Origin of the sequence: Oceanidesulfovibrio marinus (assembly GCF_013085545.1) — a bacterium.
Lineage (GTDB): Bacteria > Desulfobacterota > Desulfovibrionia > Desulfovibrionales > Desulfovibrionaceae > Oceanidesulfovibrio > Oceanidesulfovibrio marinus.
In genome coordinates this window covers 3,890,041-3,901,858 of record NZ_CP039543.1, presented here as the reverse complement: position 1 = coordinate 3,901,858, position 11,818 = coordinate 3,890,041, and the positions used below count along the sequence as shown (strand labels likewise).

General features: G+C 60.5%; 8 protein-coding genes. 4 read left to right on the top strand and 4 right to left on the bottom strand.

Annotated elements, in window-relative coordinates:
• Nucleotides 1-58: 58 nt before the first annotated feature.
• Nucleotides 59-1,324, bottom strand: a complete 1,266-nt coding sequence (locus tag E8L03_RS17205) for a phenylacetate--CoA ligase family protein (RefSeq protein WP_144305229.1) — start codon at nt 1,322-1,324, stop codon at nt 59-61.
• Nucleotides 1,325-1,681: 357 nt separating this feature from the next.
• Nucleotides 1,682-2,620: a tRNA (adenine-N1)-methyltransferase gene (locus E8L03_RS17200; RefSeq protein ID WP_144305230.1), complete on the bottom strand. Its 939-nt coding sequence runs from the start codon at nt 2,618-2,620 to the stop codon at nt 1,682-1,684.
• Between the two features lie 200 nt (nt 2,621-2,820).
• On the opposite strand from E8L03_RS17200, the gene E8L03_RS17195 reads away from it, so the two are divergent.
• The 4 genes from E8L03_RS17195 to hemW all read left to right on the top strand — a co-directional run bounded on the left by E8L03_RS17195 (nt 2,821) and on the right by hemW (nt 7,165).
• Nucleotides 2,821-3,810: a radical SAM protein gene (locus E8L03_RS17195; protein ID WP_171268012.1), complete on the top strand. Its 990-nt coding sequence runs from the start codon at nt 2,821-2,823 to the stop codon at nt 3,808-3,810.
• A gap of 80 nt (nt 3,811-3,890) precedes the next feature.
• Nucleotides 3,891-5,354: an Rne/Rng family ribonuclease gene (locus tag E8L03_RS17190; RefSeq protein ID WP_171268011.1), complete on the top strand. Its 1,464-nt coding sequence runs from the start codon at nt 3,891-3,893 to the stop codon at nt 5,352-5,354.
• 12 nt (nt 5,355-5,366) lie between these two features.
• Complete coding sequence (locus E8L03_RS17185) at nt 5,367-5,930, top strand: epoxyqueuosine reductase QueH (protein WP_144305233.1); 564 nt, start codon at nt 5,367-5,369, stop codon at nt 5,928-5,930.
• 62 nt (nt 5,931-5,992) lie between these two features.
• Nucleotides 5,993-7,165 carry a radical SAM family heme chaperone HemW gene (gene hemW / locus E8L03_RS17180; RefSeq protein ID WP_171268010.1) on the top strand — a complete coding sequence of 391 codons (1,173 nt, stop codon included), beginning with the start codon at nt 5,993-5,995 and terminating at the stop codon, nt 7,163-7,165.
• A gap of 220 nt (nt 7,166-7,385) precedes the next feature.
• On the opposite strand, the gene E8L03_RS17175 is transcribed toward hemW, so the two are convergent.
• The gene (locus E8L03_RS17175; protein WP_171268009.1) at nt 7,386-8,429 is read right to left on the bottom strand and encodes an IS481 family transposase; all 1,044 of its coding nucleotides are present in this window, start codon (nt 8,427-8,429) and stop codon (nt 7,386-7,388) included.
• A 674-nt stretch (nt 8,430-9,103) separates the two neighbouring features.
• Nucleotides 9,104-11,380: a methyl-accepting chemotaxis protein gene (locus E8L03_RS17170; RefSeq protein WP_171268008.1), complete on the bottom strand. Its 2,277-nt coding sequence runs from the start codon at nt 11,378-11,380 to the stop codon at nt 9,104-9,106.
• Nucleotides 11,381-11,818: the final 438 nt, after the last annotated feature.

The following is an 11,818-nucleotide window of genomic DNA, read 5'->3' as shown; positions in this document are numbered from 1 at the left end:
GTCCCCGGCAGGGGGCATGGGGGACTCTGTCCCCCATGCAGGCCTGCTCGAAATGCCGTTAATCCCATTTACGCTTGTCCTCGATGGGCCGGATCTGCGGGGGCAGGGTGCCGGGGGCGAGGACCTGGAGGTCGGGACGCAGCTTGATCTTCTCGCGGAAGAGGTGCAGCAGCTCGTCCTCGCGCTTGAAGTTGCTGGCCTCCACGTAGAGGGTCATCTCGTCGATGCCACCGGGGTTGGTGACCTCGATCTGCCAGCGTTTGACCTCTTCGAAGCGGGCCATGACCTGCTCCACCTGGTGCGGGTAGACGAACATGCCCTTGATGCGGGCAGTGGTGTCCACGCGGCCCACGATGTTGCCCAGGCGCGGGCTGGTGCGGCCGCAGGCGCAGGGCTCGCGGTCGATGTAGGAAAGGTCGCCGGTAGCCAGGCGGATAAGCGGGTAGGTCTTGTTGAAGGCCGTGACCACGATCTCGCCCACCTCACCGTCCTTGAGCGGAATGCCGGTGTCGGGATGGCAGATTTCCACAAAGGTGCGGTTGGCCACGTGCAGTCCGTTCTTGTGGAAGCACTCGTAGCCGATGCAACCCACGTCGGCAGTGCCGTAGCCCTGGCGCATGATCAGGTCGAACTTCTTCTCCACCTGGTTGCGCATCTTCTCGGAGAACTTCTCGCCCGTGACAAAGGCGACCTCCAGGTAGATGTCCTTGCGCAGGTTCAGGCCGGACTCCTCGGCCTTCTGGGCCAGGTGCACCAAGTAGGAAGGCGTGCCGATGTAGCCGGTCACGCGCAGCTTCTGCATGATCTCGATCTGGGTGGCGGTGTTGCCGGGGCCGGAAGGCACCACGGAGCAGCCCAGGTTGCGCAGCGGCTCTTCGAACATCAGGCCGGCCGGCGTGAGATGGTAATTGAAGGTGACCTGCGAGATGTCGCCGGAACGGAAGCCCGCGGCGTAGAAGCCTTCAGTCCATCCCCAGTAGTCGTCGCTGCGGTCCTCGGGGTCGAAAATGGGACCCGGAGAAAGGAACACGCGCTTGAGCTCGCCGAGATCCTTGGTCAACAGGCCGCCCAGGCGAGGACCCATGGATTGCAGGAAGATGAGCTCTTTCTTCTTAAGGATGGGGATATGCTTGAGGTCCGAGAGCTGGCGGAACTTGTCCACCTGGAACTGCGCGCGGTCGAAGCGCTTTTTCACATCTTCGGAGTAACGGTAGGCGTACTGAAGCAGCTCTTTGAGCTGGATCAGATAATACTGCCGGCGCTCGCTGTCGTCGAGCACTTCGCGGCGGCTGTAGATGCCTTCGGTTCTGTCTTTACGTGTCATGAGGGTTCACTCCCTGTTGCTGAATACTTGCAGGGGACGGTTCGCAATGCGGCATGAAGCGGCAAGATTTAGACCAGATCAACCAGGATTGCAAGCTTTTTCATATAATATGGTGAAATATATGAATATATTTGGAGGCGGCTACTTTTCGGAGCACGGCCCGTTTCTGCGTGATCCCACCGCGTGAACGAGGAAGAATACGCCGGCAGGCCGTGCTCATGGCCAGCGCACAGGTGGCGACGCCCCGCGGAGGGGGCGCGACGATGCGTCCGGTGGGCAAAACGGCCCGCGGCTGCTCCGGAATCAGGAGAAGGCTACGCCCGTTATCGGAGGCGTGGATCGTCCATCCGGAACCTGCTACTCCGTGGGCTCGTCCCCGCCCTGCTCGCTCTCCGGCGCTGGCGTCTCGTCCGGGCGGGGCTCAACGGCGTCTTCGGGCATCCCTGCGGGCCCGGCAGCCGGCTGGTCTGCTCCGGCAGCTTCCTCGGAAACGGCCTCGGCCTCAACCGGCAGGATGGGCTCCTCCATGGCCAGGCTGCGGCGCGAAAAGACCAGAAAACCGGTGTGCGCTACCATGCGGTCGTCGGGCCGCATGCGCTCCGGGTTGGCTTTCCAGCGGCGGATGAGGATCTCCAGGACTTCCGGCTCCTCGAACTCGGCCTTCTCCAGCCCGGCCAGCAGCTCGCTCACCTGGTTCACCGTGGGCAGCAGAAAGCCGATGGGCGCGCCCGGAGCCAGCGCCGCGGCTGCCTGGTCCAGGTACTCCCAGGGCGTGCGCACATCCAGGAACAGCGCGTCCACGTCGGTTTGGTCAAAGCCCTCGGCGATGTCCTTGACGTGGCTCTCCACGTTCTGGCCCACGCCGGCCCACTCCAGGTTGCGGCGGCACAGCTTGGAGAACTCCTCGCGGCGGTCGTAGGTGTACACGCGGCCAGTATCTCCGCAGAACCAGGACAGCGCCACGGTGAGGCTGCCGGAGCCGGAGCCGGACTCGATGACCCGCACGCCAGGGCCGATGCCGAGGCGCATGCAGATGTAGCCGATCTCCTTGGGGTAGATGATCTGGGTCTGGCGCTTCACGCCCTTGACCAAATCGTGCAGCGTGGGCCGCACGATGCGGTAGACCTTGCCCTTATGCGTGGCCACGGACTTGCCATAGCCGGCGCGGGCCACCTCCTCCATGGGGATGACGCCGTCGTGGGTGTGTATTTCACCTTCCTCCAGAACGCGCTTGAGATAGCGCTTGCCCTTGGGATTGACGAGGATGGCGAGCTTGCCGGCGAGATTGGCGGCCATAGGCTGTGTTCTCCTTACAGTAATGATGGGATGTCCGGGTAAGTGCTGGAGCGCAGGAAGTCAAGCACGACGCGTGCGCGCCACCCCACCCTGCGGGTGTTTCGCAAATGCGTCATTCGTGTTATTGATACACGCATCAGCTTGGTATTGGGTCAGATTTATCGCACGCCGCATTGCGGCCAACCTCCATCCCGCACCTCATGACATTTCAGTATATATTCGGCCCCGTGGCATCCAGCCGGCTGGGGCGATCCCTTGGTCTCGATCTTCTTGGCTCCGCCATCTGCACCTTCGACTGCCTCTACTGCGAGGTAGGCCGTACGGAAAAGCTCACCCTGGAGCGCAAGCCCTATGTGCCGGCTGCGGACATCCTGGCCGAGCTCGAAGCCTGGAAGCGCGCCAACCAGGACCTGGCCCTGGACTACGTCACCCTCGGCGGCTCCGGCGAACCCACGCTGAACAGCGAGATGCCGGCAATCATCGACGGCGCGCGGCGTATTCTCCCCGGCGTGCCGGTTGCGGTGCTCACCAACTCGGCCTTGATGACCGATCCCGAGGTCCGGGCGGAGCTGGCCCACGCCGACGCCGTGCTGCCCTCGCTGGACTCCCTGCGGCCAGAGCCGTTGGCCACGCTCAACCGGCCGAACCCGCGCCTCTTTGCCGGCGGTCAGCAGGCCGTGGGCGAGCTGGCCGAGGCCCTGGTGACCTTCCGCAAGGAGTTCGCCGGCCGGCTCTTTCTGGAAATCTTTCTCGCACGCGGCCTGAACGACTCGGACGAGGACCTGGAGCTGTTCAGGGCCTATGTGCCGCGCCTTGCGCCGGACCGCGTGGACGTGGTCACCCTCTCGCGCCCCGGGGCCTATGCCGAGGCCCAGCCCGCCACGGCCGAGACCCTGCAACGCTGGCGCGAGGCCCTGTGCCCCCTGTGCGCCACGCCGCAGGACGCCGGCCCGCGCCTGGGAACCGCGCCCGCAACGCATTCCGCCACCCGCGCCGCCGACCCGCAGGCCGTGCAGGACGCGGTGCACGCCTCGCTGAAACGCCGCCCCCAGACGGCCACGCAGCTTTCCGGCGCGCTGGATATTTCCCGTAAACATATTGTCTCCGCGCTTGAAACCCTTGAGAAACAAGGGCATATCAAAAGGAGAACAGAGCAGGACGGCGAACCGTTTTACGGCGTCCGTCACTGATACACGAAATTTTTCGGGCAGCCCCGGAATCGGGCCAGCCCAATTTGTTTTTCTATATAATTTTTTCAAGAGGTTAGCATATGGCTCGATCAAAAAAAACTCGCCGCAAGATGTTTATCAGCGTCCTGCCCGGTGAGCAGGTAGAGGTTGTTCTCGCCGAAGATGGCAAGGTTCAGGAATTTTACGTGGAGATGCTCCACCAGCACCGCACCAAAGGCAACATTTATCGCGGCGTCATCCACAACATCGACCCCTCCCTGCAGGCAGCCTTTATCAACTACGGCGCCGGGAAAAACGGCTTCCTCCAGGTGGATGAGGTCCACCCCGAGTACTATAACCAGCCGCACGACTCCACCAAGGGTTACAAGTACCCGCTGTTGCAGAAAGTTCTGAAGCCCGGCCAGGAGCTGCTCGTCCAGGTGGTCAAGGAGCCGGCCGGCACCAAGGGCGCCTTCCTCACCACCTATCTGTCCATCCCCGGCCGCTATCTGGTCATCACCCCCGGCCGCGAGCAGATCGGCGTGTCCCGCAAGGTGGAGGACGACAAGGAGCGCGCCCGACTCAAGGAGATCATCGACAGCCTCAAGGTGGGCGAGGGACTGGGCTGCATCGTGCGCACCGCCAGCCTGGGCGCCAGCAAGACCAATCTTTCCAAGGACCTCCAGTTCCTCAAGCGGCTCTGGAAGGACGTGCGCAAGACCGGCCAGGAGTCCACAGCGCCGGAGCTCATCTACCAGGAACCGGACCTCGCTGCCCGCGCCATCCGCGATTACCTCACCGAGGACGTGGGCGAGGTCTGGGTGGACGACAAGGAAACGGCCGAGGAGGTCTCCAAGTTCGCCGCCCTTATCTTCCCCCGCCGCGGTAGTCTGGTCAAAGAGCACGACGCGGTCGAGCGCACGTTGTACGAGCGGTTCAACATCACCAAACAGATTGAGCAGATATACTCGCGCGAGGTAGTGCTGCCCTCCGGTGGCCGGCTGGTGTTCGACCAGGCCGAGGCGCTCATGGCCGTGGACATCAACTCCGGCAAGGTCAGCGGCAAGACCTCGTTTTCTGAAATGGCCTACCGCACCAACAAGGAGGCGGCCGAGGTCATTCCGCAGCAGCTCCGCCTGCGCGACGTGGGCGGCCAGATCGTCATCGATTTCATCGAGATGAAGGACCGCAAGCAGTGCCAGGACGTGGAAAAAACCCTGAAGCAGTCCATGAAAGTGGACAGAGCGCGCCACGACGTGGGCCGCATGACCAAGTTCGGCCTGCTCCAGGTGGTGCGCCAGCGCATCGGCTCCTCGGCCATCTCGGTCTCCACCGAGCCCTGCCCCTGCTGCGGCGGCTCCGGCATGCGCCGCAACATGGAGTGGCAGGCGCTCCAGGCCCTCAGGTCCATCTACCTGCAGCTTCGGGCGCAACCCCCGCGCGAGAGCGGCCTCATCTACAAGGCTCCGCAAGAGCTGGCCCTCTACCTGCTCAACACCAAGAAGGACAAGCTCACGCAATTGGAGCAGGACTTCCAGACAACGATCACTGTGGAGATCGCATAGGGCAGACGCACCATGCCATCCCGACGCATCCTTCTTCATGTGTGCTGCGGCCCCTGCGCCATCGTGCCGGCAGAGCGGCTGCTCGACGCCGGCTGGGAAGTCACGGCCCTTTTCTACAACCCGAATATCCACCCCCTCACGGAGTACCTGAAACGCCGCGAGGGGGTGCGGGAAGTAGCGGACAGGCTGGGTTTTCGCGTCATCTACAAGGACGACGAGTACGACCCGCAGCTCTACTTCCGCACCGTGGCCCAGCGCGAGGCCAATCGCTGCTTCCACTGCTACTCCCTGCGGCTGGAGCGCGCCCACGCCATCGCCAAGCGCGGCCGGTTCGACGCCTTCACCTCCACCCTGCTCTACTCCAAGCACCAGAAGCACGAGACCATCGCCGGCCTGGGCCGGGACATCGCCGGCGGCGGCGACCCTGTCTTCCATTACGAGGACTACCGCACCGGCTGGCAGCAGGGCATCGAGACCTCCAAAGAATGGGGCATCTACCGCCAGCAGTACTGTGGCTGCTTGTACAGTGAGTTCGAACGGTTCCGTAATGACCTCCGCAACGTGTCCTCCTCATGAGGCACCACGGCCGGACCACATGACCACAACCGGCGCTGCTTCCTGAACGCGCCAGCACCCCCATGCTGCTCTATATCCACGTCCCCTTCTGCCGCTCCAAGTGCGGCTACTGCGGCTTCCACTCCCACCAGCCGGGGCCGGGGCAGATGGAGTCCTACGTGGACGCCCTGCTCCTGGAGCTGGCCCACTGGGGCGACGTGTACGACCGCCCCTCGGTCTCCTCGGTCTACTTCGGCGGCGGCACCCCCTCGCTCCTGCCGCCCAACGTCATCAACGCCCTGGGCTCCTCCATCCGCCGCAACTTCGCGCTCAAGCCCGACGTGGAGATGACCTTCGAGGGCAACCCCGAGACCGTCGGCGCCATGGACACCCTCCAGGCGATCAAGGACATCGGCGTCACCCGGCTCTCCATGGGCGTGCAGAGCCTGGACAACGCGCAGCTCGCCGCCCTGGGACGCCGCCACCGCGTGCGCGACGTCTACCGCGCCATCGAGCAGGCCCACGTGATCGGCTTCGGCAACATCAACCTCGACCTCATCTTCGGCCTGCCCGGAACACGCCTCAAGATCTGGCTGGACACCATCCGCGCCGCGCTGGAGCTCTGCCCGCAGCACCTCTCGTGCTACGCCCTCACCGTGGAGCCCGACACCCCGCTGGAGCGCGCCTGTTTCGACCGCTCCATCACCCTGCCGGACGAGCAGGAGACCGCCAAGATGTTCCTCTACGGTGCCGACCTGCTCGAAGAGCACGGCTTCCTGCAGTACGAGATCTCAAACTTCTCCAAGCTTGGGTTCCAGAGCCGCCACAACCTGGGCTACTGGGAAGGTAAGAACTACCTGGGTCTGGGCCCCTCGGCCGTCTCCACCGTACGCGGCCGGCGCTGGGCCAACCCGGCGGATCTCGGCGTCTACGTCAACGCCGTCTCGTCCAAAAAGTTAGACGCCACAGCCGAGCAGCTCACGCCCGAGGAGCGCACCAAGGAAATGGTCATGCTGAGGCTGCGCACCACGCGGGGGCTCAACCTGCGCGGCTACCGCATGCTCACCGGCCGCGCCTTCATGGAGGTCCACCGGCCCCTGGTGGAAGCCCTCTCTCACAAGGACCTCGTGCGCATCAACAATGGCTACCTCCGCCTCACCCGCCACGGCATGCTCGTGTCCGACGCCATCCTCGCCCACATGTTCGAACGCGAAGAAGCGGCCGGGCAAGGCGAGCTACCCAGCACCTCTGGATAGAAGAGCTTGGGGAAAACCTTTCTGAAGAAAGGCTTTTCCCCAAACCCCTTTCCAAAGACTTTCAACTGGTTTTTCTCAAAAGAATAGGCTGCTTTTGTTCGCGAACGAGGGCACCCAGATAAAAAGTTTGGGAAGAGAGAGCAGCCTACAAAGAAGCCCGCACGGTCAATGTGTACAGAGATAGTATTCACCTGACACTCCGCCCCTGGCGGGGTGATGGCTACGCTGCTTCTTCTTTTTCTACCTCTGCTTCGTTGATTACGATGCCGTCCAGGAACGCTTGGTAGGGCACTCGGCCGTCCATGCCGCGGCCCTGATGGGTGCGTTCCCGGTTGTAGTGGTTCAGGTAACTGTCCAGATCCTCTTGCATTTCCTCCACCGATTCGTACCACTTCTCGCGGCCCTTGATGCGGAAATGCTCGTCGAGCAATGTCCGATGCAACCGCTCCACAAAGCCGTTGCTCTGCGGCCGGCGAACCTGCGTTGTCCGGTGCTCAATCCCTTCTAATTGCAAGAACAATTCGTACGGATGCTTGTCCGGGCGACCGCAGAACTCGCGACCGTTGTCCGAGAGAATCGTCGAAATGCGCGCGATGTGCTCCTCGAAGAACGGCAGCACGTCCTCATTGAGCACGTGAACCGCGGTAACCGGCAACTTGGTGGTGTAGAGTCGGCCCCAGGCATAGCGGCTGTGGCAGTCGATAACCGACTGCAAATACACGCGTCCAACGCCCTTGAGCGTGCCCACGAAGAAGGTGTCCACGGCCACAAGATCGCCGGTGTGACGCGTCTCGATGTGCCGGTCACGGAACTCGGGGCTGAAGCGCTCTAAAATGCGGATTTGCTCATCCGAGAGCTCAAGGCGTTGTTCCCGCACGCTCTTCTCCAGCCGCAGCAACCGCTCGTGGCGTGTGAGCAAGCCGTGCCGGCTCCAGACGCCGCGGACACCGCCGGAGCTGACCTGGACGCCTTGCAGGACAAGCTGTTGGGCGACGCGGAGCGGCCCGTGCGTGGGGTGAGCCAAGCAGTAGTCGAGAATGGCCTGCTCGACAGCCTCGTCAACGCGGTTGGGGTGCGGGCCTCGCGGCCCGGGCAGGCGGTCCAATAGACCTTCGGCGCCGAAGGTCTGGTAGTTGCGCCGGATCTCGTAGAACTGCTGCCTGGAATAGCCCATGATTTTGCACGCTTTGCTGACGTTGCCCAATTCAGTGGCCAGCTCTAGCAGACTCATCTTCCTTCGTGCTACTTTGCGTTTCGTGGTCATGGCGTTCTCCTCGAAAGGGTTCGTGAAGCTTCGCAACTCCATCGATACCCAGCCAGGGACGGCATGACCACAACCTTTTGGTGGCCCAGGTGTCAGGTTATATCCATCTCAGTTCAGTCAATGCAACAAGGTTTGTTCGCAGCGTATAAATTGAATCAATCTAGATAACTAGGCTTCAGATCAGGCCTTGTCTCGAATATCTCCATGCGGATTTCGAACAATAGCATCAATGACTCCGCTATCCTCCCAATATTCTTTTGAGAATTAAAATTCTTTTCGGATATTATTTGCGCGCATTCATCCAGCGCGGTTCCAGCCTCTTGTAGCATTCGATCTATCTCTTCGAGATACTCATCGGACATGACCCTCCTCCGGACACTTATGCGCTGGCAAGCTCGTGCCTGTCAGCCAATCGCAATCCTTCCGTCTCTCGCCTAAATCAAAGATAGCTACGACCACACCGCTTTTTACATAATACAATACGCCGGAGACAAGAAATGGTTCTTCCCCCAACCCCCTTTCCAAAGACTTTCAACTGGCTTTTCTCAAAAGAATAGGGTGCTCTTGTTCGCAAACAAGAGCACCCAGATAAAAAGTTTGGGAAGGGAGAGCGCGAGAGGGAGAACCCTTTTCAAAGGGTGTCCCTCTCGCCTCAAAAACTCCCGCAGCAATTATTAGCCTGCCGAGGCGGTGCTTTCGCTTTTCATCTGTTCGATCAGGTCTTTCAGGACCTGGGCCTGGTGGGCAAGCTCGGTAACGGCTAGTGCCGACTGGCGCATGGCGTCCGAGTTCTCGGCCGAGATCTGGTTGACCTCCTCGATGCTGCGATTGATCTCGTCGCTTGCCGCAGACTGCTCTTCCGAGGCCGCCGCGATCGCATTGACCTGGTCTGTGGTCAGATCAACGAGCTGGACAATCTCGCTGAGCGCCGACCCGGATTTCTGAGCCAGCCCGGTGGCGCTGTCGATTTTCGACACGGCCTGTTCCACGTTGTGGATATTCCGTTTGGTGCCGTTCTGGATACCATGGATCGCGTCGCCGACCTCCTTGGTCGCCGTCATGGTCTTTTCGGCCAGCTTGCGAACTTCATCGGCCACCACGGCGAAGCCCCGACCGGCCTCGCCAGCCCGGGCAGCTTCGATAGCGGCGTTCAGCGCCAGCAGGTTGGTCTGGTCGGCAATGTCGGAGATCACATCGAGAATCCGGCCAATGCTTTCGGCCTGCTCACCCAGGGATGTCATGTCGCTCTTCATGTCCAGGGCCTGGTCTTGCACTTCCCCAATGCCTTGGACTACCTGCGTCACGACGTCAGAGCCTTCCTGCGCCTTGCCTTTCGCGGAGTCTGCGGTGGACGCCGCCTCCGCCGCGCTCTTGGCGACCTCAAGAACCGTGGCGTTCATCTGCTCCATGGCTGATGCGGTCTCGCTGACACGCTGCGACTGGACATCCGAGCCTCGGCTCGACTGTTCGATCTGGGCGGACAGCTCTTCGGATGCGGAGGTAAGAACCTCGACCACCTCTTCGAGATGTTGCGCCGCCTGGAGCATGCCCTCGGCCTTGGCGCTTTCGGCGCGTTCCTTTGCTTCATGCGCCTCCTGCATCGCGACCTGTGCTTTGTCGGATTCTTCCTCGGCCACCCGTGTCTTCTCTCCGGCCTCGGCTATCATTGCCTTCAGATTGGTGGCCATTGTCCGCAGGGAGTTGGCCAGCACACCGATCTCATCCTTTTGATTGATCTCAAGCTTCTGCTCGAAATCGCCTTCGGCAATGCTTTCTGCAAAACGGACCGACTTGCGCACCGGCGTCACTATAGTTCCCGCGAGGAACCAGAGAATTGCACAGGCAAGCACGGCCACAGCGCCGGCAACGCCAACACCGATGAGAATGCTGCGGTTCAGATTCGCGTCCATATCGCGGTCGAGCTCATTCGCTTGAGCAAAAACAACAGAGTGCGGCACTTCGATGTACACGGACCACGGCATTTCCGTTCTGCCGGGAATGATGGGGGCCTGAACCTTGACGACGCCGCCTTCCTCTCCAAGGTCGACGAACGATTCAGCCGCCTTCGTCGCCTCCACAATCCTTTGCCAGTTTGCTTCCCCCACATCTTTCAGAGGCTTGCCGACCGTATCCGGATTTTTGCTGCTGGCGACAACCACCCCCAGATTACTGATGACCTGCACTGACGCCGCGCCATCATACAAATCTGCGGCCACTTTCTCGCAAAGCTGCTGGATGAAGTTCAGGCGCAGGTCTGTACCGGCGATACCCAGAAACTTGCCATCTTCCATGATGGGCGCCGACATGGTGGTAAGCCATTCCTGTTTGCCTTGAACAATATACGGGAACGGGTCGAGGATGTTTTCTTTGTGTTTCTCTTTTGGTCTGAGGTACCACCCACCCTTTTGCACGCCGTTTGGATGCAAGGATGAATCTTCATAACCAACAAGAGCCTGTCTTGCTATGTTGCCCTGCTCGTCTCTGTTCCAGTACGGCACGAATCGCCCTGTATCATCATGGCCGCTGCCTTGGTCCCCGGCGTACTGCATGTCATTTCCATCCAGGGCATTGGGTTCCCAGGCACTATACGTCCCAAGGAAATCAGAGTTATCCTTCAAGGTTGTAAGAAGTATGTCATTCAACAGCTCACGGATATCCATATCTGGATTATTGGAGTAATCCATCCGTATTGCCTTGAATGCCTCAGACAATGTTCTGGCGGCGTCCAGGTTGGTTGCCAGTTTTTCTTGTATCTGGCTTGCCTGATTCTTTGCCACAGAGAGCAGACCTCTTTTCGTCTGCGCCTCAATCAGATCATGGACCTTGTTGCTTACGAAACTCTGCGTATTCTTTTGTGCTGTGACATTGACAATCAACAGTACAGCTATCGTCGCGATCAAGCAGATGCCAGCCATGACGACAATTTTTGTTTTAATCGATTTGAACTGCATAATACCCCCTTCAAGTAGGCTGAATGGCTGACCGACGATTTTTCCCAGGAGCTATAACGTGCGACCCTTTGGGTAGCAGCGTACCTGATTGAGCGCCCAGGGTTTCTTAGGCCTGCAGGATACTGTGTAAATTTTCTCTATAAGAAAACAATTACAAAAGATCATAATTTACGTACACATTGTGCCTCCACTCCCTACAGCGGCTGCGATGCCATCCTATACCAATGTTGCTGAATTCAATCAATATCCCTGTGCTTGGGGACAGAGCAACCAGGCACCAGCGTTCTTGCGGCGGCGCACTTCTCTTCGGCTTTTCCTGAAAGCCGCTTCTGGTGTTGTGCAGGACTATTCGGTCCATCCAGGGGAAAACAATACCCACGCCGGACAAAAAAAGAGCAGGAGCCCCCTTCGAAGGAAGCTCCTGCCCACAGCGTCCGG